The 25,351-nt window shown below is 70.5% G+C and carries 16 protein-coding genes and 2 tRNA genes; 5 read left to right on the top strand and 13 right to left on the bottom strand.

Features of this window, described 5'->3' with window-relative positions; translation table 11 throughout:
• The first annotated feature begins 33 nt into the window (after window positions 1–33).
• Window positions 34–4,167 (top strand): HAMP domain-containing protein, encoded by a 4,134-nt coding sequence (locus AC067N_RS06805; RefSeq protein WP_478677838.1) that lies wholly within the window; start codon window positions 34–36, stop codon window positions 4,165–4,167.
• On the top strand, window positions 4,164–4,736 hold the full coding sequence (locus tag AC067N_RS06810; RefSeq protein WP_478677839.1) for a response regulator: 573 nt from the start codon (window positions 4,164–4,166) through the stop codon (window positions 4,734–4,736). Before AC067N_RS06805 ends, AC067N_RS06810 begins: the two co-directional genes overlap by 4 nt.
• Before the next feature lie 86 nt (window positions 4,737–4,822).
• Here AC067N_RS06810 and AC067N_RS06815 read toward each other — a convergent pair whose 3' ends face one another.
• Together AC067N_RS06815 and lepA are read right to left on the bottom strand one after the other, a co-directional pair.
• Window positions 4,823–6,700: an AMP-dependent synthetase/ligase gene (locus AC067N_RS06815; RefSeq protein WP_478677840.1), complete on the bottom strand. Its 1,878-nt coding sequence runs from the start codon at window positions 6,698–6,700 to the stop codon at window positions 4,823–4,825.
• A 303-nt stretch (window positions 6,701–7,003) separates the two neighbouring features.
• Entirely contained in the window at window positions 7,004–8,872 is a 1,869-nt protein-coding gene (gene lepA / locus AC067N_RS06820; RefSeq protein ID WP_478677841.1) for a translation elongation factor 4, read from the bottom strand.
• A gap of 278 nt (window positions 8,873–9,150) precedes the next feature.
• On the opposite strand from lepA, the gene rpsT reads away from it, so the two are divergent.
• Entirely contained in the window at window positions 9,151–9,417 is a 267-nt protein-coding gene (gene rpsT, locus AC067N_RS06825; RefSeq protein WP_055515178.1) for a 30S ribosomal protein S20, read from the top strand.
• 226 nt (window positions 9,418–9,643) lie between these two features.
• On the opposite strand, the gene holA is transcribed toward rpsT, so the two are convergent.
• From holA to leuS, 8 genes are all read right to left on the bottom strand, one after another.
• The gene (holA, locus tag AC067N_RS06830; RefSeq protein WP_478677842.1) at window positions 9,644–10,630 is read right to left on the bottom strand and encodes a DNA polymerase III subunit delta; all 987 of its coding nucleotides are present in this window, start codon (window positions 10,628–10,630) and stop codon (window positions 9,644–9,646) included.
• Window positions 10,631–10,748: 118 nt separating this feature from the next.
• Window positions 10,749–10,994 (bottom strand): hypothetical protein, encoded by a 246-nt coding sequence (locus AC067N_RS06835; protein WP_478677843.1) that lies wholly within the window; start codon window positions 10,992–10,994, stop codon window positions 10,749–10,751.
• 57 nt (window positions 10,995–11,051) lie between these two features.
• Window positions 11,052–11,861: an arylamine N-acetyltransferase family protein gene (locus AC067N_RS06840; protein ID WP_478677844.1), complete on the bottom strand. Its 810-nt coding sequence runs from the start codon at window positions 11,859–11,861 to the stop codon at window positions 11,052–11,054.
• 4 nt (window positions 11,862–11,865) lie between these two features.
• Complete coding sequence (locus tag AC067N_RS06845) at window positions 11,866–14,517, bottom strand: ComEC/Rec2 family competence protein (RefSeq protein WP_478678283.1); 2,652 nt, start codon at window positions 14,515–14,517, stop codon at window positions 11,866–11,868.
• A 74-nt stretch (window positions 14,518–14,591) separates the two neighbouring features.
• Entirely contained in the window at window positions 14,592–15,827 is a 1,236-nt protein-coding gene (locus AC067N_RS06850) for a ComEA family DNA-binding protein (RefSeq protein WP_478677845.1), read from the bottom strand.
• 127 nt (window positions 15,828–15,954) lie between these two features.
• Window positions 15,955–16,800 carry a DegV family protein gene (locus AC067N_RS06855; protein ID WP_478677846.1) on the bottom strand — a complete coding sequence of 282 codons (846 nt, stop codon included), beginning with the start codon at window positions 16,798–16,800 and terminating at the stop codon, window positions 15,955–15,957.
• Between the two features lie 87 nt (window positions 16,801–16,887).
• Complete coding sequence (locus AC067N_RS06860) at window positions 16,888–17,622, bottom strand: hypothetical protein (RefSeq protein ID WP_478677847.1); 735 nt, start codon at window positions 17,620–17,622, stop codon at window positions 16,888–16,890.
• A gap of 238 nt (window positions 17,623–17,860) precedes the next feature.
• On the bottom strand, window positions 17,861–20,734 hold the full coding sequence (gene leuS, locus AC067N_RS06865; RefSeq protein ID WP_478677848.1) for a leucine--tRNA ligase: 2,874 nt from the start codon (window positions 20,732–20,734) through the stop codon (window positions 17,861–17,863).
• A gap of 435 nt (window positions 20,735–21,169) precedes the next feature.
• Here leuS and AC067N_RS06870 point away from each other — a divergent pair, with 435 nt between their 5' ends.
• Window positions 21,170–22,525 (top strand): cytochrome b/b6 domain-containing protein, encoded by a 1,356-nt coding sequence (locus AC067N_RS06870; RefSeq protein WP_478677849.1) that lies wholly within the window; start codon window positions 21,170–21,172, stop codon window positions 22,523–22,525.
• Entirely contained in the window at window positions 22,522–24,138 is a 1,617-nt protein-coding gene (locus AC067N_RS06875; protein WP_478677850.1) for an NADH-ubiquinone oxidoreductase-F iron-sulfur binding region domain-containing protein, read from the top strand. The genes AC067N_RS06870 and AC067N_RS06875 overlap by 4 nt, the downstream gene beginning before the upstream one ends.
• 159 nt (window positions 24,139–24,297) lie before the next feature.
• Here the strand turns inward: AC067N_RS06875 and AC067N_RS06880 are convergent.
• The 3 genes from AC067N_RS06880 to AC067N_RS06890 form a co-directional block, all read right to left on the bottom strand.
• Window positions 24,298–24,370: transfer RNA gene (locus AC067N_RS06880), tRNA-Ala, on the bottom strand.
• Between the two features lie 201 nt (window positions 24,371–24,571).
• A complete protein-coding gene (locus tag AC067N_RS06885) occupies window positions 24,572–24,805 on the bottom strand; it encodes a hypothetical protein (protein WP_478677851.1) in 234 nt (77 codons plus the stop codon).
• A 397-nt stretch (window positions 24,806–25,202) separates the two neighbouring features.
• Window positions 25,203–25,275: transfer RNA gene (locus tag AC067N_RS06890), tRNA-Ala, on the bottom strand.
• Between the last annotated feature and the right edge of the window lie 76 nt (window positions 25,276–25,351).

Here is a 25,351-nt window from a genome sequence, read left to right on the forward strand (position 1 = left end):
CTCATAAGCGCCGAGTTACCGAAGTGGGCAACCATGAGTGAGAACAGTGCTACGCGGGCGCTTGAAGACGGTCAAAAAGACAGCGGAACGGACGGACTGATCCGGGTGTCCGATCTGCGCGCGCTCACCGCGTCCATGACGGCGGCACGCGACGGTACCTTCACGAAGGCCCCGGAGACGGGTCCCGCACCGGTCGCGGAGCTGTGCGCCCTCTTCAACCAGATCATCGACCGCAGTACGCACTTCGGCAGCGAAGTGCAGCGGGTGCGGCGGGAGCTGGTGCGGCACGGCCGGCTGGACGAACGGCTCTCGGCCAGCCCCGGCCAGGGCGCCTGGGCGACCCGCGTCGACGATGTGAACCAGACGCTCGACGCCCTGGTCGCCCCCGCGGCGAACGCCACGCGGGTGCTGGACGCGGTGGCCGACGGCGATCTGACCCAGCGCGTCGACCTGCACGACGGCAACCGTCAACTGCGCGGGGACTTACGCCGGCTGGGCCGCGCCGTGAACAAGATGGTGGACCAGCTGTCGCTGTTCACCGGCGAGGTGACCCGGGTGGCCCGCGAGGTCGGCACCGAGGGGCGGCTCGGCGGCCGGGCCAAGGTACGGGGCCTGTCCGGAAGTTGGCGGGACGTGACCGAGGCGGTCAACACGATGGCCTCCCGGCTGACCGCGCAGGTGCGTGACATCGCCCTGGTGACGACCTCCGTGGCACGCGGAGACCTCACCCGTACGGTGACCGTCGAGGCGACCGGCGAGCTGCTCGAACTGAAGCTCACGGTGAACACGATGGTCGACCAGCTGTCCGCGTTCGCCGACGAGGTCACCCGCGTCGCCCGCGAAGTCGGCACCGAAGGCCAGCTCGGCGGCCGGGCCCAGGTCAGAGGCGTCTCCGGGGTCTGGAAGGACCTCACCGACAACGTCAACTTCATGGCGTCGAACCTGACCTCCCAGGTCCGCAACATCGCCCAGGTGACCACCGCCGTCGCCAACGGCGACCTGAGCCAGAAGATCACGGTGGACGCCCAGGGCGAGATCCTGGAGCTGAAGTCGACGATCAACACCATGGTCGACCAGCTCTCCGCCTTCGCCGACGAGGTCACCCGCGTCGCCCGCGAAGTCGGCACCGAAGGCAACCTCGGCGGCCGGGCCCAGGTCAGAGGCGTATCCGGGGTCTGGAAGGACCTCACCGACAACGTCAACTTCATGGCGGACAACCTGACCTCCCAGGTCCGCAACATCGCCCTGGTCTCCACGGCGGTCGCCCAGGGCGATCTCGGAAAGAAGATCACGGTCGAGGCGAAGGGCGAGATCCTGGAGCTGAAGTCGACCATCAACACCATGGTCGACCAGCTCTCCGCCTTCGCCGACGAGGTCACCCGCGTCGCCCGCGAAGTCGGCACCGAAGGCAACCTCGGCGGTCAGGCCCAGGTCAGAGGCGTCTCCGGGGTCTGGAAGGACCTCACCGACAACGTCAACTTCATGGCCCTGAACCTGACCTCCCAGGTCCGCAACATCGCCCAGGTGACCACCGCCGTCGCCAACGGCGACCTCTCCAAGAAGATCACCGTCGACGCGCGCGGCGAGATCCTCGAACTGAAGGACACCGTCAACACGATGGTGGAGCAACTGCGGGCGTTCGCCGACGAGGTGACGAGGGTCGCCCGCGAGGTCGGCACCGACGGCCGGCTCGGCGGGCGCGCCCAGGTACTGGGCGTGTCCGGTGTCTGGCGGGACCTGACCGACAACGTCAACTCCATGGCCGACAACCTGACCTCCCAGGTCCGCAACATCGCGCAGGTGACGACCGCCGTCGCCAACGGGGACCTCTCCAAGAAGATCGACGTGGACGCGCGCGGCGAGATCCTCGAACTGAAGACCGCCATCAACACCATGGTCGACACCCTCTCCTCGTTCTCCTCCGAGGTCACCCGGGTCGCCCGCGAGGTCGGCTCGGAGGGCCAGCTCGGCGGCCAGGCCCGGGTGGAGGGCGTGTACGGCACCTGGAAACGCCTCACGACGAACGTGAACGAACTGGCGCTGAACCTGACCACCCAGGTCCGCGCCATCGCCGAGGTGGCCTCGGCCGTGGCCCAGGGCGACATGTCCCGTTCGATCACGGTGGAGGCGCGCGGCGAGGTCGCCGAGCTGAAGGACAACATCAACCTGATGGTGGCCAACCTCCGCGAGACGACCCGCGCGAAGGACTGGCTGGAGTCCAACCTCGCCCGCCTCGCCGCCCTGATGCAGGGCCACCGCGATCTGATGGAGGTCGCCGACCTGATCCTGCGCGAGCTGACACCACTGGTGAAGGCCCAGTACGGCGCGTTCTACCTGGCCGACCCCGACCAGGACGGGCCGGCCCTGCGCACGGTGGCCCCCGGCAAGGGTCTGGCGTTCATCGCGGGGTACGGGTCGGCGCAGGACGCGACGGTCGAGACCGGCGGCCTCCCCGTGCACGGTCTCGTCGCCCAGGCGGCCCGCGAGAAGAAGCGGATCCTGGTCGAGCAGACCCCACCGGACTACATCAAGATCAACAGTGGTCTCGGGGAGGCTGCCCCGTCCAGCGTCGTCATCATCCCGATCCTCTTCGAGGACAAGCTCCTCGGTGTGATCGAACTCGCCTCGTTCTCCCGCTTCTCCGACGTCCACCTGGCGTTCTTCGACCAGTTCGTGAACACCATCGGCGTGGCGATCAACACCATCATCGCCAACTCCCGCACCGAGTCCCTCCTCGGCGAGTCCCAGCGCCTCGCCATGCAGCTCCAGGAACGCTCCGACGAACTCCAGAAGCAGCAGGCGGAACTCCAGCGCTCGAACGCCGAACTGGAGGAGAAGGCGGCCCTGCTGGCGACCTCCTCCCAGTACAAGTCGGAATTCCTGGCGAACATGTCGCACGAGCTGCGCACGCCCCTCAACTCGCTGCTCATCCTGGCGCGCCTGCTCTCCGACAACCCGGACGGCCATCTCACCGACCAGGAGGTCCAGTTCGCGTCGACCATCCACCGCTCGGGCTCCGACCTCCTCCAGCTGATCAACGACATCCTGGACCTGTCGAAGATCGAGGCGGGCCGGATGGACGTACGCCCCAAGCGCCTCCCGCTCATCAAGCTGCTGGACTACGTCCACGCCACCTTCCGCCCCCTCACCCTGGACCGGGGTCTGGCCTTCGAGGTCACCGTCGGCGAGGACGTGCCGCGCGAGATGTACTCGGACGAGCAGCGCCTCCAGCAGATCCTGCGCAACCTGCTCTCCAACGCGATCAAGTTCACCGCGTCCGGCCGGGTCGAGCTGACCGTCAGCCGCGTCAAGGACCCCGAGCACCACTACGCCCACGAGGACTCCGACGAGGTGATCGCGTTCGCGGTCTCCGACACCGGCATCGGTATCGCGCCGGAGAAACTGCCGGTGATCTTCGAGGCGTTCCAGCAGGCCGACGGCACCACGAACCGCAAGTACGGCGGCACCGGCCTCGGCCTGTCCATCAGCCGGGAGATCGCCGGTCTGCTGGGCGGCCGCATCATCGCCGAGAGCATCCCCGGCAAGGGCTCGACGTTCACGCTGTACGTGCCCGTGTTCAGCCCCGGCCACGCGGCGACCGGCACCGCCGGGGCGCCCGTCGCGCCGATCCCCGACCAGCTCACCGCCGAGCCGTTCCCGGCCGCCCCCGAGGACGACACCTGGCCCGCCCCGACCAAGCTGGAGGCGTGGAAGGCGGGGCGCGCGGGCCGGATCCTGCCCGGCCGCCGGGTGCTGATCGTGGACGACGACATCCGCAACGTCTTCGCGCTCACCCATGTGCTGGGCCGCGTCGGCATGCCGGTCCTGTACGCGGAGAACGGCCGGGAGGGCATCGAGACCCTGGAGCGCAACCCGGACGTCGAACTGGTCCTGATGGACATCATGATGCCGGAGATGGACGGCTACGAGACGATCTCCGCCATCCGCCGCACCCCCCGCTGGGCCGGTCTGCCCATCGTCGCGCTGACCGCGAAGGCGATGCCCGGCGACCGCGAGAAGTCCATCGCCCGGGGCGCCAACGACTACGTACCCAAGCCGGTGGACGTCGACCAGCTGCTCACCGTGGTGTGCGCCGTCCTGGACCCGGAGGGCGCCGAGCCGACGCCCGAGAAACACACCGAAGAGAACGAGGCACCCTCACCATGACCACTCAGGACCGGACCGACGGACGCGCGGGCATCCTCCTCGTCGACGACATGGAGGACAACCTGGTCGCACTGGAGGCCGTCCTGGCATCGCTCGACGAGCCGCTGGTACGGGCCCGTTCCGGCGAGGAGGCCATGAAGGCCCTGCTGCGACAGCGCTTCGCCGTCGTCCTCCTCGACATCCGCATGCCCGGTATGGACGGATTCGAGACCGCGGCCAATCTCAAGCGCCTCGACCAGACCAAGGACGTCCCGATCATCTTCCTCACCGGGACGGACGCCGAGATGGGCTACGCCTTCCGCGGCTACGCCACCGGCGCCGCCGACTATCTGACCAAGCCGTTCGACCCCTGGGTCCTCCGCGCGAAGGTCAGGGTCTTCCTGGAGCTGCACCGCAAGACCCGCCGGTTGGAGATCCTGCGGGCACGGCAGCAGGAACAGGCGGAACAGGTCCTGTCCCGCCTGAACTCGCTGGAGAAGCAACTGTCCGAGGAATCCCCGGACCTGGCGGAGACCCGCATACAGGTCCGGGAACTCAAGGCCCTGGTGACCAGGGACCACACCGGCTGACGGAAGGGGGCGCGGGGAACCGCGCGACCGGCCACGGCGGACCCGCGGCCGCCGGGCAGTCCCCGCCGCCCCCTTCCGTGTCCGCGCTACTTCTCCCGCGTCCCGGCGTACATCTCCTCGATGAGGTGCTGGTACTCCTTCTCCACCACCGGACGCTTCAGCTTCAGGCTCGGCGTCAGCTCACCGTGCTCTACATCCAGGTCCCGCGGCAGCAGCCGGAACTTCTTGACGGTCTGCCAGCGCTGCAGCCCCTGGTTGAGCCGGGTGACGTACCCCTCGATGAGTTCCACCGTGGCCGGCGCCGAGATGACCTGCTCGTACGACTTGCCCTCCAGGCCGTTCTCCTTGGCCCAGCCGAGGAGGGCCGCCTCGTCCAGGGCGATGAGGGCCGTGCAGAAGTTGCGGTCGGCGCCGATGACCATGACGTTGGACGTGAAGGGGCACAGCGCCTTGAACTGGCCCTCGATCTCGGTCGGCGCGACGTACTTGCCGCCGGAGGTCTTGAAGAGGTCCTTCTTGCGGTCGGTGATCCGCAGGTACCCGTCGGGCGACAGCTCGCCGATGTCACCGGTGTGGAACCAGCCGTCCGGCTCCAGGACCTCGGCGGTCTTGTCCGGCAGCCCGTGGTAGCCCTCCATGATGCCGGGGCCGCGCAGCAGGATCTCGCCGTCGTCGGCGATACGCACCTCGCAGCCGGGCAGCGGCTTGCCGACCGTCCCCGTGCGGAACGCCTCACCCGGGTTCAGGAACGACGCCGCGGAGGACTCGGTCAGGCCGTAGCCCTCCAGGATGGGGATCCCCGCGCCGGCGAAGAAGAAGCCGATCTCCGGTGCCAGCGCCACCGAGCCGGAGATACAGGCGCGCAGCCGCCCGCCGAACGCCTCGCGCAGCTTCTTGTAGACCAGCGCGTCGGCGACCTTGTGCTTGGCGCCCAGCCCGAACGGCACGGACGCGGTGCCGGTGCGACGGAAGTTGTCCTGGCTGACCTTGGCGTACTCGCGGGCGACCTCGGACGCCCACTGGAAGATCTTGTACTTGGCGGCGCCGCCCTCCCGGGCCTTCGCGGCCACACCGTTGTAGACCTTCTCGAAGATGCGCGGCACCGCGGCCATGTACGTCGGCTGCACGACCGGCAGGTTCTCGATGATCTTGTCGACCCGGCCGTCGACGGCGGTGATGTGCCCGACCTCGATGTGCCCGGACAGCAGCACCTTGCCCATGACGTGCGCGAGCGGCAGCCACAGGTACTGCACGTCCTCCGCGCTGAGCAGGCCGGTCGCGGCGATGGCCTTGCCCATGTACGCCCAGTTGTCGTGCGGGAGGCGCACGCCCTTGGGGCGGCCGGTGGTGCCGGAGGTGTAGATGAGGGTGGCGAGCTGGTCCTTGGTGATCGCGCCGACCTTCTCCTTGATCAGGTCGGGCTTCTTCTCCAGGTACGCGGCGCCGCGCTTCTCCAGTTCCGCGAGCGAGAGGATCCAGTCCTCCGAGAGGTCGGCGCCCTCGGGGTCGATGACGACCACATGGGTCAGCTCGGGCAGCTCGGCCTTCTTCTCCCGGGCCTTCTCCAGCTGCTCCGCGTTCTCCGCGATGAGGATCTTGCTGGCGGAGTCGGACAGGATGTACGCCGACTCCTCGGCGTTGGTCGACGGGTAGACCGTCGTGTTCGCGGCGCCCGCGCACATGATGCCGAGGTCGCACAGGATCCACTCGATCCTGGTCGCCGACGAGAGCGCGATGCGCTCCTCCGGCTGCACCCCCAGCTCGACCAGCCCGGCCGCGATGGCGTCGACCCGTGCGGCGGCCTCCGCCCAGGTCATCGGCTTCCACTCGGAAGGTCCCTGGCCGGAGGCAGGCGGCACCGGGTAGCGGAATGCCTCGGCGTCGGGCGTGGCCGCCACGCGCTCCAGGAAGAGGGCCGCCATGGACGGCGGGCGGTTCTCGATCAGGGTCTGTGTGTCGCTCACGACATCCTCCGGGGCCCGCGACAGTGCGGCAGGGTCAGCATGGACTGTGCGGCTGGCTCAAAGCGGCTGTTGTTTAACTCGCGAGTAACCATCGAGTGGTGATCAGGGTAGAGCGCGGTTGGCTGGTTCGTAAGGGGCGGCGGGCCGTCACTTTCCACCGAGAACGACCGTACGAGCACTCGGCCCCGACGCCGGGAAGACATGCGGGCCCGCCGCGCCGAAACGCGACGGGCCCGCATTCTGCCCAAGTTTCCGGGGGTAACCACGGCTACCGCCGGGACCTGCGGAGATCCCCGCAGACGGCTACTTCTTGCCCTTGGCCCCGCCCGCGCTGTCGTCGCTGGACAGCACGGCGATGAAGGCCTCCTGCGGAACCTCCACAGAGCCCACCATCTTCATCCGCTTCTTGCCCTCCTTCTGCTTCTCCAGCAGCTTCCGCTTACGGGAGATGTCACCGCCGTAGCACTTGGCGAGGACGTCCTTGCGGATGGCGCGGATGGTCTCGCGGGCGATCACCCGGGAGCCGATCGCGGCCTGGATCGGCACCTCGAAGGCCTGCCGCGGGATCAGCTCGCGCAGCTTGGCGACGAGCCGCACCCCGTACGCGTACGCGGCGTCCTTGTGGGTGATCGCCGAGAAGGCGTCCACCTTGTCGCCGTGCAGCAGGATGTCGACCTTGACCAGGCTGGAGGTCTGCTCGCCGGTGGGCTCGTAGTCCAGCGAGGCGTAGCCGCGGGTCTTGGACTTCAGCTGGTCGAAGAAGTCGAAGACGATCTCGGCGAGCGGCAGGGTGTACCGGATCTCGACACGGTCCTCCGACAGGTAGTCCATGCCGAGCAGGACACCGCGCCGGGTCTGGCACAGCTCCATGATCGAGCCGATGAACTCGGACGGGGCGAGGATCGTGGCGCGCACGACCGGCTCGTACACCTCCGAGATCTTGCCCTCGGGGAACTCGCTCGGGTTGGTGACCGTGTGCTCGCTGCCGTCCTCCATGACGACGCGGTAGACCACGTTCGGCGCGGTCGCGATCAGGTCGAGGCCGAACTCGCGCTCCAGCCGCTCCCGGATCACGTCGAGGTGCAGCAGTCCGAGGAAGCCGACGCGGAAGCCGAAGCCGAGCGCGGCGGACGTCTCCGGCTCGTAGACGAGCGCGGCGTCGTTGAGCTGGAGCTTGTCCAGCGCCTCACGCAGTTCGGGGTAGTCGGACCCGTCCAGCGGATACAGCCCGGAGAAGACCATGGGCTTGGGGTCCTTGTATCCGCCGAGCGCCTCGGTGGCGCCCTTCTGCTGGCTGGTGACGGTGTCACCGACCTTGGACTGGCGGACGTCCTTCACACCGGTGATGAGGTAGCCCACCTCACCGACGCCGAGGCCGTCGGCCCCCAGCATCTCGGGCGAGTTCGTGCCGATCTCCAGCAGCTCGTGCGTGGCCCCCGTCGACATCATCTTGATGCGCTCACGCTTGTTGAGCTGCCCGTCGATGACACGGACGTACGTGACCACGCCGCGGTACGAGTCGTACACCGAGTCGAAGATCATCGCGCGGGCCGGGGCGTCCTTGACGCCGACCGGGGCGGGGACCTCGGCGACGACCCTGTCGAGCAGCGCGTCGACCCCGACACCGGTCTTGGCGGAGACCCGCAGCACGTCGTCGGGGTCGCACCCGACGAGGTTGGCGAGTTCCTCGGCGAACTTCTCCGGCTGGGCGGCCGGCAGGTCGATCTTGTTGAGGACCGGGATGATCGTGAGGTCGTTCTCCATCGCCAGGTACAGGTTGGCGAGGGTCTGCGCCTCGATGCCCTGCGCGGCGTCCACGAGGAGGACGGTCCCCTCGCAGGCGGCCAGCGACCGTGACACCTCGTAGGTGAAGTCGACGTGCCCGGGGGTGTCGATCATGTTGAGGATGTGCGTGTTGCCCGGATCGCCGGTCGGCGCCCAGGGCAGGCGCACCGCCTGGGACTTGATCGTGATGCCGCGCTCACGCTCGATGTCCATGCGGTCGAGGTACTGGGCACGCATCTGCCGCTGCTCGACCACACCGGTCAACTGGAGCATCCGGTCGGCGAGCGTGGACTTGCCGTGGTCGATGTGCGCGATGATGCAGAAATTGCGGATCAGAGCCGGGTCGGTACGGCTCGGCTCGGGCACATGGCTAGGGATCGCGGGCACGCAGGGTCCTGATTCTTGAGGCGTCCGCAGCCGTCTGCGGTCTCGGGTCGGATCTAGCGGGTCTGTACGAACGGGGTCTACCGGGTCTACACGTAGGCTCCATGGTCCCACGCGCGCGGGGCTGGGGCGGGTTTGGGCCACTCGCGCAGCCACTGGTAGCCTGGGTGGCTGTGTCTCATGCCCTCTCTGCAGGAGGCACATCCCAAAGAAAACCAAAGGTGCCCGGGGCACGCATGCTCTGCATGTCCTCGGTCGCCGGTAGCTGAAAAGGCTCATTCGTGGCGAACATCAAGTCCCAGATCAAGCGGAACAAGACCAACGAGAAGGCGCGCCTGCGCAACAAGGCCGTCAAGTCGTCGCTCAAGACCGCGATCCGCAAGGCCCGTGAGGCCGCTGCCGCGGGTGACGCCGAGAAGGCCACCGAGTACCAGCGCGCTGCCGCGCGTCAGCTCGACAAGGCCGTCTCGAAGGGCGTCATCCACAAGAACCAGGCCGCCAACAAGAAGTCGGCGCTTGCTTCCAAGGTCGCTTCCCTCAAGGGCTGAGCTTCACCTTTGATCTGACCGCCGGACGGACCCGTAGCGGGCCCTCTCTCATCCGCTCCCGCCCGGCACCCCCGGACCTGCACGCGGCCTGCGTTCGCCACGCGGGTGCAAGTCCACCATCGTGAAACGAAGGCCCCGTCGCCCTCCCTTCCCCAGGGAGGCCGACGGGGTCTTCGCGTTGTCGGCTCGTTCGGGGCGGGCGTGCCTTCGCGTCGGGGCGCGAGACTCAGCCCCGGCGGGACCGCGCCGCCCGGGCGATGGTCACGACCGCCTTCTCCAGGGCGTACTCCGGGTCGTCGCCGCCGCCCTTGACCCCGGCGTCGGCCTCGGCGACCGCCCGCATCGCGACGGCGACCCCTTCCGGCGTCCACCCCCGCATCTGCTGCCGCACCCGGTCGATCTTCCATGGCGGCATGCCCAGCTCACGCGCCAGATCCGCCGGACGGCCGCCCCGTGCGGAGGACAGCTTCCCGATCGCCCGGACGCCCTGCGCCAGCGCGCTGGTGATCAGCACCGGCGCCACCCCGGTGGACAGCGACCATCTGAGCGCCTCCAGCGCCTCGGCCGCCCGCCCCTCGACGGCCCGGTCGGCCACCTCGAAGCTCGACGCCTCGGCCCGCCCGGTGTAGTACCGCCCGACCACGGCCTCGTCGATGGTCCCCTCGACATCCGCGCACAGCTGCGACGCCGCCGACGCCAGCTCCCGCAGATCGCTGCCGATCGCGTCGACCAGCGCCTGGCACGCCTCCGGGGTCGCGGACCGCCCGAGCGTGCGGAACTCGCCCCGCACGAACGCCAGCCGCTCCGCCGGTTTCGTCATCTTCGGGCAGGCCACCTCACGCGCCCCCGCCTTGCGCGCCGCGTCCAGCAGCCCCTTGCCCTTGGCGCCACCCGCGTGCAGCAGCACCAGGGTGATCTCCTCGGCCGGGGCCCCGAGATACGCCTTCACGTCCTTGACCGTGTCGGCCGACAGGTCCTGCGCGTTGCGCACGACCACGACCTTCCGCTCGGCGAACAGCGACGGACTCGTCAGCTCGGCGAGCGTGCCCGGCTGCACCTGGTCCGAGGAGAGGTCCCGCACATCCGTGTCGGCGTCGGCGGCCCTGGCGGCGGCCACCACCTCCTGCACAGCCCGGTCGAGCAGCAGCTCCTCCTGCCCCACGGCGAGGGTGACAGAAGCGAGGGGGTCATCGTGAGCGGTCTTCTTGGCCATCACGCACAGCATCCCACGGGGCACCGACAACGAGCACGGGCGGCGCGTCCCGCCGCACCGGAGCGGACCGCCGGGCAGCCGAGCACCGCCGCGGCGCCTGCCGCCACGGCTCACACCACTACGGCTCCTCCCGCCATCCCTCCCACTCCCCCGCGAACTCGTCCAGCGCCACCGGATCGAGCCGCTCGTCCTCGTCCCGCAGCACCAGCAGCCACTGCGCGTCCTCGGCGTCGTCCTCGCCGGCCAGCGCATCCCGCACCAGCTGCGGCTCCTCGCTCATCCCGAACCGCTCCCCGAGCGCCTCCGCCGCCTCTTCCGCGGCCTCGCGATCGGGCAGCACCAGCACATGTCTCACATCGCTCACGCCCCCATTTTCCGCGACCCGCCCACCACCCCACGCCCGGCCGGCTTCCGGGCTGCCCTACACCGCCCCACGCACCTGCGGCACCCGCCCCAACTCCATCCCGAACCGCTCCCGGTACACCGCCAGGACCTCCGCGTCCGTCCCCAGCTCGGTCACCTCCCTGTCGCCCTCCGCGGACGTGACCGTGAGGGTGCGGCCGCTGAGCGTGATCCGCCCCCCGGTGTCGCCGACCCGTGAACAGACCAGCGACCGGGTGAAGTGCGAGGCCGGCGAGGTGCTGTGCCACCACGCGCCGGCCACGAAGTCCCCGAGCAGCCGTGGCCGCACCTCCAGCCGGTACTGGGGCTTGCCGTCCCGCAGCACGTCCAGGTCCCCGAACTCCCGCGCCCCGCTCTGCCGGTCCGCCTCCACCACCCGGAACGTGCCCGCCGGGTCCTCCTGCTCGCCCCTGCCCCCGAACTCCAGCGGATAGTGGCTGTTCGTCCCGAACCCCACATCGGCCAGCCAGTCGCCCCCGTCCACCGTCCGGACCCGCAGCGCGAGATGGTCGTACGGGATGCCCAGTCGCTTCTCCTCGCCGTGGACCCGTGCCGCGAGCAGCGTCACGTCGAAGCCCAGCGCCGCGAGCATCGCCCCGAACAGCCCGTTCAGTTCGTAGCAGAAGCCGCCCCTGCGCTCGCCGACGATCTTGTCGAACAGCCGCTTCTCCTCCAGCACGATCTCCTCTCCGAGGTGGATCGACAGGTTCTCGAACGGCACCGTCCGCAGATGGCGCAGGTGCAGTTCACGCAGGACGTCGACGGTGGGCCAGGCCGGGTGCTCGGCTCCGATGCGCTGAAGGTAGGCGTCAAGCTCTGCGGTATCCATGACCTCAGTCTCTCGCCACCAGCAGCTCCTCGGCCGTACCCGCGACGGCGATCGCGCCGTCCTCGTCCGTACGCAGCACCGTGGCGCCCCCGGCCCGCAGCGCCCCGACGGTGCTCGGCGCCGGGTGCCCATAGGGGTTGTCCGCGCCCACGGAGATGAGCGCCAGCCGGGGGGCCGCCGCACGTATCAGGTCCGGGTCCTGGTAGGCCGACCCGTGGTGGGCGACCTTCACCACGTCCACCGCTGCCAGCCCGGCGGCCTCCGTGGATCTCGACAGCTCCCGCTGCGCGGGCGGCTCGAGATCGCCGAGGAGCAGCAGGGTCAGCCCGGCCGAGCGGACGAGCATGGTCACGCTGGCGTCGTTCGGCCCGTCCGGGGTGGTCGCGTCGGCCGGCGGCCACAGCACCCGCCACGCGAGGTTTCCCGTACGCCGTTCCTGCCCGGCGACGGCGCGGGTCACCGGAATCCGCCGGGCCGCCGCCTCCCTGTGCACGAACTCGGCCTGGTCCGCGGGCTCCTGGAACCCTGTCGTCTCGATCGCCCCCACCGCACGCCCCCGCAGCACCCCCGGCAACCCGGCCACGTGGTCGGCGTGGAAGTGGGTGAGGACCACGAGAGGGATCTCGGTGATGCCGAGGGCCGTCAGACAACGGTCCACCAGCACCGGGTCGGGGCCGGCGTCCACGACCACGCCCCTGCCGTCGCCCGCCGCCAGCACGGTCGCGTCGCCCTGCCCGACATCGCACATCACAAACCGCCAAGCCGGTGGCGGCCACCCCGTGATCACCCTGGTCAGGGGCGGCGGCTGCACCACGGCCAGCAGGAACACCAGCAGGCAGGCCCCCACCAGCCACGGGCGGCCCACGAGCCGCCGCCCGACGAACACCGCCGCCACCGTGACGAGGGCCAGCAGCGCCGCGCCCGTCCAGCTGCCCGGCCAGTCCACCCCCGCCCCCGGCAGGGACGCTCCCGTGCGCGCGATGTCCGCGATCCATCCGGCGGGCCAACCCGCGCACCAGGCGATGCACTCGGCCACGGGCATCGCCACCGGAGCCGCCGCCAGTGTGGCGAACCCGAGCACCGTCGCCGGTGCCACGGCGAACTCCGCCAGCAGATTGCACGGCACGGCCACCAGGCTCACCTTCGCCGACAGCACCACCACGACCGGAGCGCACACCGCCTGCGCCGCCCCCGCCGCCGCCAACGCCTCGGCCGGGCGCGGCGGCACTCCCCGTCGCTGGAGCGCCGCGCTCCACCGCGGGGCGAGCGTGAGCAGGGCCCCGGTCGCCAGGACGGACAGCAGGAAGCCGTAACTCCGGCCAAGCCACGGGTCGTACAGCACCAGCAGCAGGACGGCCGTGGCGAGCGCGGGGATGAGCGATCTGCGGCGCCCCGTCGCGATGGCCAGCAGCGCGATCGAGCCGCAGGCCGCCGCCCGCACCACGCTCGGGTCCGGTCGGCACACGATCACGAAGCCGAGCGTCAGCGCACCGCCCGCCAGCGCGGTCGCCCGCAACGGGATGCCCAGCCGGGGCGCGAGCCCGCGCCGCTCCGCCCGCTGGGCCAGCCCGGGCGGGCCGACGAACAGGGCCAGGAGGATGGTGAAGTTGGCCCCGCTGACGGCCAGCAGGTGAGTGAGGTCGGTCGCCTTGAACGCCTCGTCCAACTCGGCCGGGACCCGCGAGGTGTCCCCCACGACGAACCCCGGCAGCAACGCCCGCGCGTCCGTGTCCAGCCCGTCCGTCGCTGTGCGCAGCCCTTCCCGCAACCGCCCGGCGAACCGCTGCGCCGCACTCGCCTCGTCCACCACCTCCGGCGGCCTTCCCCCTCGCACCCGCAGCACCGCCGCGACCCGGTCGCCCCCGGCCAGGGCAGGCACGGCCTGTGCGGCGACCCGAACCCGCGTCGACGGCAGCAGCGTGAGCCACGGCGAACGGCCCGCTTCCCGCGCGGACGACCGCCGTTCCACGTCGACGATCACCAGAACCGGCGTCCGGGTGTCCACGACCGTGCCTTCGGGCCCCTTCACCCTGCGGGCATCGGCCCGGAGCAGCACGGCCGTCGGTGCCGACCGGCCGCTCTGGATGCGCGGACGCGTGAGCCGGGGGTCGGAGGTCAGCTCGACCTCGGCGGTGACATGCGCGTACCGCTCGGCCAGCCCGGGAACCGGGCCGCGCCGCAGATCCGCTCCGTGCAGCCCGGCGGAGGCAGCCGACGCGGCGACGCACAGCAGCACGGCCGCGACGGACACCTTCGTCGCCGCGGAGTACGGCACCCCCTGATCAGCCGCCCGCCTCCCGCGGGGCTCCGGCATCGCATGGGTCTCGGGCCTCGCAAGGGGCTCCCGCCCGACCCGACAGCCCCACCGTGCCCGATGTGCCCCGGCGCGCCCGTGGCCACGACACCCATGGCCCCGCGGCTGACGCCCCAGATGCCGAGGGCCGTGCCCCCGAGAGCGCCCTCGATGAGCGACGAGCAGTGTCACCCCCACGACCAGGCAGACCGCGACCACGCCGACGACCCACCCCGTCGAGGCGTGCACCAGCAGCGCCGCAGTCCCCCACGCCGCCAGCGCCGGTGGCACCAGACGCAGATCCGTCGGGCCCTCCTGTCTCGGATGGGCGTCACCGAGCCGGTGCTCGGAGGCCGCGTGCACGGCCGGGCGGCGCCCAGCCGCCCGTGCCCCGGTACGCGCCTGGGCGGGCGCCGGTACCCCTGTCTGCGGCGCGCTCATGGCCGTACGAGGTTCCGCAGGTCGGCGAAGCGGCGGTCGCCGATGCCGTTCACCTCGCGCAGTTCGTCGACCGAGCGGAAGCCTCCGTGCCGGGTGCGGTAGGCGATGATGTGCTGCGCCAGGACGGGACCGACCCCGGGCAGGGTGTCGAGCTGCTCCGCGGTGGCGGTGTTGAGGGAGACGGGTGTCGTGGGAGCCGCCCCGCCGGCCCCGGCCCCGGAGCCGGCCGCACCTGTGCCGCCTGCGCCCGGACCTGCGCCCGCCCCTGCCGTCGGTGCCGGACGGCCGACCAGGACCTGTTCGCCGTCGACGAGGAGGCGCGCCCGGTTGAGTCCGTCGGTGTTCGCGCCCGGCCGCACTCCGCCCGCGGCCCGTAGCGCGTCGGCCACCCGGGAGCCGGCCGGCAGCCGTTGGATGCCCGGGCGGCGGACCTTCCCGCCGACGTCCACGACGATCCAGGGCCCGGCCGTGGAGGCACCGGCCCCGGGCGAGCCCCCGGGCCCACCGTCCGCCTCCCCGAACGAACCCGCCGGAGCCGGTCCGGCCGACGGGGCCGACGCGGCTCCCGCCCGCACGACCTCGGGTGCACTCACCGGTTGGGTCCGGCCGGCCCAGAAGTGCTGCCCCGCGAACACCGCGGCGACGACCAGCACGACGCTCAGCGCGATCACACTCTTGCGCTCGATGCCGCACCGCACCTGCAACCACAACGGCAACCGCTCCCGGACCGCCGGCCCGACCCTGTCCCGCCAGCCGTCTCTCACCTCACGGACGAGGGCATCACCGTCACTGTCGTCGTCACCACGCCCGAGGCCACCACGGTCAACATCACCAGCAGCACCACGAGCACCGACACCGACAGCCCGCCCACGCCGCATGTCCTCGGCGCCGCCCAGCGACGCGTCGTCCGCCACCGCCGTCTGCACCCCACCGGATCCCTCGGACCGCCCGCCCCCGGCCTCCCCGGCCCCGGCACCCCAGACGTCCCCGGCCCCGGCAGCCGCCCCATCCCTGCGCCCTCGCGGCGGCCCATGCCCCGACTCCCGTGGCCCTGCGGTCCTCTCCGGGAAAAGCGCCTCCGCGCGGGACCTCAGCGTCTCCGCCGAGGCCCGATGGCGTCCGGCACGGCCCCTCGGCCGCCCACGGCGGCTCCGGGTGCGGCCGTCGGAGGACGGGCCCCGCCCGGGCCCGCTGGTGACTGTCGCTGAACGCGAACGTGATCGAAGTGCCATGCGACGAGGATCGGGCACATCCCCATATCCACGATGATCTTGCTCAATTCCCGTGGATTACTCCACAGTTGTGGACAACTCCATCACCCACACGAGCGACCAGGGCAACCGACGGCAACCCAGCCCCTCACCGGGGAGAGACGACCGCCCCCAGCAACCCGGGCCCGGTGTGCGCCCCGATGACCGCTCCGACCTCGCTCACGTGCAGATCGGCGAGCCCCTGGACCCGGTCCCGAAGTCGCTCCGCGAGTGCCGAAGCCCGCTCGGGCGCGGCGAGATGGTGGACGGCGATGTCGACCGGCGCCCCGCCGGCGCGTTCCGCGACGATCTCCTCCAGGCGGGCGATCGCCTTGGACGCCGTGCGCACCTTCTCCAGCATCTCGATGCGACCGCCGTGCAGCTGCAGCAGCGGCTTCACCGCGAGCGCGGACCCGAACAGGGCCTGTGCCGCCCCGATCCGGCCGCCGCGACGCAGATACTCGAGGGTGTCGACGTAGAAGAACGCGGACGTACCCGCCGCCCGCTTCTCGGCGGCCGTGACGGCCTCGTCCGCCGTGCCGCCCGCCTCCGCGGCCTCGGCGGCGGCCAGGGCGCAGAACCCGAGGGCCATCGCGACCATCCCGGTGTCCACCACCCGCACGGGCACGGGCGCCTCGCGCGCCGCGAGCACGGCGGCGTCGTACGTACCCGAGAACTCGGCGGACAGGTGGAGCGAGACGATGGCCGTGGCACCCGACTCGGCCACCTTGCGGTAGGTCTCCGCGAACAGCTCGGGGCTGGGGCGGGAGGTGGTGACGGACCGTCTCCTCTGCAGCGCCTGGGCCAGGGAGCGGGCCGAGATCTCGGTCCCCTCCTCGAGAGCCTGATCACCGAGGACCACGGTCAACGGCACCGCGATGATGCCGTGACGCTCCATCGCCGGCGGCGGCAGATAGGCCGTTGAATCGGTGACGATCGCGACATGGCGGGACATGAGCTGGAGGTTACCCGCCAAGTCCCGCCGGCGGCAGCCCGGCCCCGCCGACCGTCGCACCGCACCGACGGGCCACCGCGCACCTCATCAAGTCGTGCTCTCCGGGCGCGGCTTCTTCTGCCACGGATGGGTCGGACGCGGTCCCGGCGGGGTGATCGCCGGTCGGGGAGGTTCCTCCGCGGTGCGGGACTCCGGGGTCTCCTGCCACCTCTGTCCGCCCGAAGCCGTCGGCTCGGGCTTCGGAGCCTCGGGCCAGACGTGCGCGGGCTCGGTCGGATCGGTGGTCCAGTGCCGCAGCGCGCCCGCCTCGACGTCGATCTGGGCGCTGAGGGTCTCCAGGTCGTCCTCGGCGAACTTGCGGGCCCGGTCGTGCGCCGCCCAGCGCAGGGCGTCCGCCGAATTGATGATCTTCTCGGTGCGGGCGCGCAGATCGGGCAGCCGCTGGACCAGCTTCGCGCGGTCCGGCTCGGGCTCCAGCCGCCTGAGCTCCTCGTCGAGCTCGCGGCCGTGCCTGCTGAGCTGCTGGAACAGGGCGAGGGACTCCTTCAGGGACTCGTCCTCACCGACGGACGCCTGGAGCGCCTCCTGGGTGGCCCGCATCGAGGTGCGCAACCTCAGGCGCAGGTCGGCCAGTTGGCCGACCGGGCCCGGTTGGGCGAGGCTCCTGGCGCGCAGGGTGGTGTCCTCGACCGTCCGCTTGGCCTGCGTGATCGTACGGTCCACGCCGCGCTTGGCCGCGCCGACCGCCTTCACCGTGGCGTACGCGCCCAGCGCCACGAACAGTACGAAGAGCAGGGCGACGATTGCGATCACGGCTTCCACGGCGCGCTCCTCCTTCGACCGGCACGCCACATACTGCGGCGCTCTTCCACGGTAAACGCAACGGGCAGGCCCACAGTTCCATCGGAACCCCGAACCTGCCCGTAGGGGATCACCCCGACCTGCCGTACGACCACCCTCAGCGACACCGCCCAGGGCCCGGACCGACGACCTCCGCGAAGCACCAGGTCAGGGACCCGCCCCCGTCCGACGACGGCTGCCGGGTCCCTGCCCCTGCCCGCTACACGACGATGTTCACCAGCTTCGGCGCGCGCACGATCACCTTGCGGATCGGTGCCCCGGCCAGGGCCGCGACCACCTTCTCGTCGGCCAGGGCCACCTTCTCCAGTTCCTCCTCGGAGATGGCCGGCGGGACCTCCAGCCGGGCCTTGACCTTGCCCTTGATCTGGACGACGCAGGTGACGGCCTCGTCGACGACGTACGCCGGGTCGGCGACCGGGAAGTCCCGGTGGACGACGGAGTCGGTGTGGCCCAGCCTGCGCCACAGCTCCTCGGCGATGTGCGGGGCCAGCGGCGCGACCAGCAGGACCAGTGCCTCGGCGACGGGCCGCGAGAGGGGCCCGCCCGCCTTGGTCAGGTGGTTGTTCAGCTCGGTGACCTTGGCGATCGCGGTGTTGAAGCGCAGCCCCTCCAGGTCCTGGCGCACGCCGTCGATCGCCTTGTGCAGCGCCCGCAGGGTGTCCTCGCCGGGCTCGGAGTCGACGACCGTGACCTCACCGGTCGCCTCGTCGACGATGTTGCGCCACAGCCGCTGCAGCAGCCGGAACTGCCCCACCACCGCGCGCGTGTCCCACGGCCTGGAGACGTCCAGGGGGCCCATCGCCATCTCGTACAGACGCAGGGTGTCGGCGCCGTACTCCTCGCAGATGGACTCCGGGGTGACCGCGTTCTTCAGGGACTTGCCCATCTTGCCCAGCAGGCGGCTGACCTGCTCGCCCTGGTAGTAGAACGCGCCGTCGCGCTCCTCCACCTCCGCGGCCGGCACCGCGAAGCCACGGCTGTCGCGGTAGACGAAGGCCTGGATCATGCCCTGGTTGAACAGCTTGTGGAACGGCTCGGCGGACGAGACGTACCCCAGGTCGTACAGGACCTTGGACCAGAAGCGGGCGTACAGCAGGTGCAGCACGGCGTGCTCGGCACCGCCGACGTACAGGTCGACACCGCCGTGCGGCCGGCCCTCGCCCGGGCCCATCCAGTAGCGCTCGATCTCGGGGTCGACCATCCGCCGGTCGTTGTGCGGGTCCAGGTAGCGCAGCTCGTACCAGCAGGAACCGGCCCAGTTGGGCATGGTGTTGGTCTCGCGCCGGTACTTCCTCGGACCGTCGCCCAGGTCCAGCGTGACGTTGACCCACTCCTCGTTCCGCGACAGCGGCGTCTCGGGCTGGGTGTCGGCGTCGTCGGGGTCGAAGGTGCGGGGCGAGTAGTCCTCGACCTCGGGCAGCTCCAGGGGCAGCATCGACTCGGGCAGCGCGTGGGCGACGCCGTCCTCGTCGTAGACGATCGGGAAGGGCTCGCCCCAGTAGCGCTGGCGGCTGAACAGCCAGTCGCGCAGACGGAAGTTGACGGTGCCCTGGCCGATGCCGGACCGCTCCAGCCACTCGGTGATGCGCGCCTTGGCCTCGACGACGCCCAGGCCGTCCAGGGAGACGCCCTCGCCGGTGGAGTTGACGATCTTCGCGTCGTACGAAACGAATGCATCGTCCCAGGTCGACGTGTCCGTGCCCCGGCCGTCCGTGGGCTCGACGACGCAGATGATCGGCAGCTCGAAGGCGCGTGCGAACGCGAAGTCACGTGAGTCGTGCGCCGGGACGGCCATGATCGCGCCGGTCCCGTAGCCCATCAGGACGTAGTCGGCGATGAAGACGGGGACCTTCTCGCCGTTGACGGGGTTGGTGGCGTAGGAGCCGGTGAAGACGCCGGTCTTGTCCTTGGCCTCGGCCTGGCGCTCGACGTCGGACTTCGAGGCGGCCTGGGCTCGGTAGGCGGAGACGGCCTCGGCGGGGGTGGCGTGGCCGCCGGTCCACACGTCGTGGGTGCCCTCGGGCCAGGCGGCCGGGGTGAACTTCTCGACCAGCGGGTGCTCGGGGGCCAGCACCATGTAGGTCGCGCCGAACAGGGTGTCGGGGCGCGTGGTGAAGACGGTGATGTTCTCGCCGTCGATCGGGAAGTCGACGCGGGCACCCTCGGAGCGGCCGATCCAGTTGCGCTGCTGCAGTTTGATGGCCTCGGGCCAGTCCAGCTCCTCCAGGTCCTCCAGCAGGCGGTCGGCGTACGCCGTGATCCGCATGTTCCACTGGCGCAGCTTGGCCTTGAAGACGGGGAAGTTGCCGCGTTCGGAACGGCCGTCGGCGGTGACCTCCTCGTTGGCCAGGACGGTGCCCAGGCCGGGGCACCAGTTGACCGGCGCGTCGGAGGCGTAGGCCAGGCGGTACTCGCCCAGGACGTCGGCGCGTTCGGCGGCGCTCAGTGTGTTCCAGGAGCGCCCGCCAGGCACTCCGCGCTCACCCGACTCGAACTGGGCGACCAGCTCGGCGATGGGGCGGGCCTTCCTCGCCTCGTCGTCGTACCAGGAGTTGAAGATCTGCAGGAAGATCCACTGGGTCCACTTGTAGTAGTCCGGGTCGATCGTGGCGAACGACCGGCGCTTGTCGTGCCCCAGGCCCAGCCGGCGCAGCTGGGACTTCATGTTGGTGATGGCGGCTTCGGTGGTGACCCGGGGGTGCTCGCCGGTGGCCACGGCGTGCTGCTCGGCGGGCAGGCCGAAGGCGTCGAAGCCCAGGGTGTGCAGGACGTTGTGGCCGGTCATCCGCTGGTAGCGGGCGAAGACGTCGGTGGCGATGTATCCCAGGGGGTGGCCGACGTGCAGACCCGCACCGGAGGGGTACGGGAACATGTCCATGATGAACTTCTTGGGCCGGGCGGCCAGCTCCGGGTCGCCCGCCAGGTCGCCCGTGGGGTTCGGTGCCGCGTAGGTGCCCTCGGCGTCCCAGAAGTCCTGCCAGCGTGCCTCGATCTCGGCCGCGACGGCGGCCGTGTAGCGGTGCGGCGCGGCATCCACCGATGCACCTGTGGCAGCGGGGTTCGTCTCGCTCATGATCCTCAAAGCTCCATCGATCGTCTCTGCCAGCGGTATGTGTCGTCCGGAAACGAAAAATCCCCTCGCACAGGAGGGGACGCCGCGCCGATTCCGACCACGCCGTTCATCGGCGGTCGGGACTGATCAGCGCGGCTCGCTAAGCAGAAGGCGTACGGCACGCATGGGCTCAGGGTACCCCAGGGCCCACAGCCGTCGCGACGAGGTTCCGGGCCATCATCGGACATGAACCAGCCGCCTGTCAGCCATGAGATCCGGCCAAAAAAGTTGAACAAAGTTCAAATCTTACTTCGCGTAACAACCGCTAAGGGACATCACAGATGTGAGATTGACCCTTGATAACAGCGCAATAACTCAAACCACCTACTGCTCGGTTTGGCACCACTTACAGTTCGACGACGGGACCGCTTTCCCGAACTGTTCGGAGTTGCCCCCATGAACCCTCGTCGCAGTAACAGCTCGCTGCCCCAGACCGGCCGTTCGGCCTACGGGATCGCGACCGCTGCCGCTCTGCTGCTGATACCCGTAAGCGTGCTGGTCGGAGGTGACGCGTACCGGGAGTTCCTCAACTTCGGCGCGGGCGTTCTCTCCCTCGTGTCGCTGACCCTCTCGGTGCTCTGGGGGCTCGTCGCCCAGGACCGGACCCTGCTCAGCGTGCGCCAGCGGATCATCGGCCAGGCCGTCCACCGGACGACCGCCATCGCGTCGGTCGCGTTCCTCGTCCTGCACGTCAGCGTCAAGCTGGCACTGGACCACGTCTCCGCGATCGCCCTGTTCCCCTTCGCCCTCGGCGTGACGGGCACGGGCGTACTCATCGGCTTCGGCGCGACCGCCGGATCCCTGATGATCTTCGTCGCCATCACCGGCGCGCTGCGCAGCAACTTCGCCTCTCCCGCGGAGGTCGCGGCGCGCTGGCGGACGATGCACATGATGGCCTACCCGGCCTGGTGTTTCGCGCTCGTGCACGGACTCTACGCGGGTCGCGAGGCCAAGCCGATCTTCATCATCCTCTACTCGCTGGGCCTGATCGCGGTGGCCGCCGCGCTCCTGCTGCGGGCGGCCCCCCGTGCGGTCAAGCGCCAGTTCATCGAGCGCATCACGGCCATCCTGGGCACCGACGGCCAGCGGCCCCCCGAGGTCGAGGAGCTCGTCAAGTCCCGTTCCACGCTCCAGGAACCCGCCGGACGACGCGAGGAGGGACCGCGCGACTCCCAGAAGCGCGACACCGGCCAGTTCCCGCTGCCGGGCTTCGGCGGCCAGGCCCCGAACCCCGCGCCGGGCGACACCCTCGTGCCCCCGCCGCGCACGGCGGCGTCCGCGTCCGCCGACACCGGCCCCGGCTTCGCGGCGGCCTACCGCGCCGTGTCGATGACGCCGCGCGCCCCGGAGCCCACGGCGCCCTACCTCACCCAGCAGCAGCCCCCGCTGGACATGCAGCCCACACAGGCCATGCCCCGTCTGGACGACGGTCCGGCCACGGGCACGCGCTGGCCGTCGCCGTCCCCGCCGCCGGTCGGCGAGGCGCCCCCGTCGGCGTACGACCCGCTGCAGGACACCTTCGCCGGGCAGCCGATCGGCGGGCAGTCGTACCAGGGCCAGACCTACCAGGGCGAGGCGTACCCGACGGGAGTTCCGGAAACTTCCTACGGAACCGCTGAGACGAACGCCCCCTACGGCACGTACAACCCGAACGACACGTACAACAGCGGTCCCGCCACTGAAACGCTGCCCGGATACGACCAGCCGGGCTCAGGCGAACCCTGGAACGCCCCTTCCGGAGGCTTTAAGTGAACGAGGCCCTTCCCGACGTCCCCGAAGTCCGTGTGGTGGGGCTCCCCCAGCTCACCTCGGGCTTCGACCTCGTCGAGAGACTCGATCTCCCCATGCACCTCAAGGTGCACGGTCCGCTCGAACCGATGGGCGGGGAACAGCTGGCCCAGCTGTCCGAGCGGATCAATCTGAAGGGCAGGGGCGGGGCGGGCTTCCCGTTCCACAAGAAGCTGCGCTCGGTCGCCGAGTCGGCGATCAAGCGCGGCATCCGGCCGGTCGTCGTCGTCAACGGCAGCGAGGACGAGCCCGCCTGCCGCAAGGACACGGTGCTGATCAACCGTGCCCCGCACCTCATCCTGGACGGCGCCCTGCTGGTCGCGGAGGCCCTGGGCGCCCGGCAGCTCGTCATCGGGGTGACACGTGAATCCACCCAGCGTTCGATGGAGGCCGCCCTCGCCGAGCGGGGCCTCGGCAACCGGCGCGGCGCGGCCATCCGCGCGAGCGTGCAGCGCAACCCGGTCCGGATGGTCACCGGCGCGGCCGCGTCGCTGATCCGTTCGATCGACGGCGGCCCGGCCATCCCGCCCGGCCGCAAGACCAGCGCGTCCAAGAGCGGTGTCGGAGGCGCGCCGACCCTGCTCTCCAACGCCGAGACCTTCGCCCAGCTCGCCATCGGCGCCCGCATCGGCGCCGAGCGGTACGGCAACACCGGTCTGTACGACGAGCCGGGCACCGTGATGCTCACCGTCTCCGGCGCGGTCGCCCGCCCCATGGTGATCGAGGCCCCCACCGGTGTGCCGCTGCGCTACATCCTCCAGCTCGCCGGCGCGCCGCCGGTGCCGCAGGGCGTGCTCACCGGCGGCTACCACGGCAAGTGGATCGACGCGGCGACGGTCAACGAGGCGGTCGTCTCCCGCAACTCCCTGGACGCGGTGGGCGGTGCCCTCGGCGCGGGCGCGATCCTGCCGATCAGCCAGGACACCTGCCCGCTCGGCGAGTCGCTCCAGGTCGCCAAGTGGCTCGCCGAGGAGAGCGCGGGGCAGTGCGGTCCCTGCTACCTCGGTCTGCCGGCCGCCGCGCGCGGCATGGAGGACATCCTCAACGGCGGTGGACCGGCCGCCCTGGAGGCCCTCAAGCAGGTCGCCAAGAACGTCAAGCGACGCGGTGCGTGCTCGCACCCCGACGGCTCCGCGATGTTCCTGGAGTCGACCATCAAGGCCTTCACCGACGACCTCGCCGCCCATGTCCTCGGCAATGGCTGTGGACGGCCCGTGGAAGGTGTCCTGCCGCTGTTCGAGGGCGGCAGGGCACCGACGGGCCTCCCGGGCGGGGCGGGCCAGGAGGAGTCCGGCGCCAGCCGCCAGAAGATCTTCGTCGACTGGACGCTGTGCCGGGGCCACGGTCTGTGCGCCGACATCCTCCCGGAGGTCTTCCAGCTGGGCGCCGACGGCTTCCCCACCGTCGCGCAGGCGAAGGTCCCGCAGTACGCCGAGGCCAAGGCGCTGCGCGCGGTACGGCGCTGCCCCGCGCTGGCCCTGCGCATCGAGGAGGACACCAGGGGCAACGCCCCCTCCCGCAACCTCCCGGTCCTCTCCCAGGGCCGTGGCCGGCGGGCCCTGGGCAGCGGTCGCTGACGTCTCGCGACGCCGTGGAAGGGCGGGTCACCCCGGTCGGGGGTGACCCGCCCTTCCACGTCCCATCGCCGTCGTACGCACCCGTGGTCGGCATCGCATCACCGACGTCGGAGCGCCAACAACGCGAAGACCCCGTCCACTTGGACGGGGTCTTGTCTGTGGAGCTAAGGAGAATTGAACTCCTGACCTCCTGCATGCCATGCAGGCGCTCTACCAACTGAGCTATAGCCCCTTGCGGTTTTCGCTGGGTTCCCCCGGCGACGACGCCAACATTACCGGTCCCCTGCGCTGACCACCAAATCCTTTCCGACCGGTGCACCCTATGGGCGATTTCTGGGGTTATGACCGTCGGTGCCGAGCGTGCTGAACCGCCGCCCCCGAACCCGCCGTTCGCGGACGGCGCCGCGGCGGCGCCGAGTTGGCCCCCTGCCGCTCAGGCGGTCACGAACGAGTAGAAACGCTTGAGCGTGCAGTGCTCTTCGAGGAGCCGGCCGTAGATCGGCTCACCCTCCAGCTCACGGTAGGTCTCGATGGGGTCGCCTTTTATGATCAGCGCCCGTGCGCATTCCTCGCACCAGTACTGGTAGTCGGCGTTGACGGGTTCCATGTCGCGGACGATCGGGGTGCCGCTGCCGCACCAGTCGCATGTCCTCCTGTGTGCGCCCATCGATCAGCTCCAGCTGTGGCCGCAGGCCGTGCACACGTAGGAAATACCTCCGTTGTCACCGAGTACTTGGGCAACGTGGAGCGAGCCGCAGGAAGGGCACAGGAGGGTGGTCTTGCTCCGCATCACCACAGCGGCGGAAAGGTCGTGGACCTTCCCGCGGATGCTCGCAGGCATCGCTACTCCCTCCCGTCGGGCCGCGCCCCCTTCCGGCCGTTTGATTCTGCCACGGCCGGACCAATACGGTCAGCGACGCCTTCGTACCAGTCCGGACACGCGGCGGGAAAGAAGGTCGTCCTCAGAGGTATACGCCCGTGGGGCGCCGCGCACTCAAGGAGGTCACGGATCTCACACGAAAAATCCCGTCCCCTGCCGGGAACGGGATCTTCTGTCCGATCTGTGGAGCTAAGGAGAATTGAACTCCTGACCTCCTGCATGCCATGCAGGCGCTCTACCAACTGAGCTATAGCCCCTTGCCCCATGCGGCCGAGGCCGTATGGTGTTTCGCCCCGCTCGGCGGGGCGAACAAGAAGAACTTTAGCCTGCGAC

Source organism: Streptomyces sp. NPDC042364 (assembly GCF_056437585.1).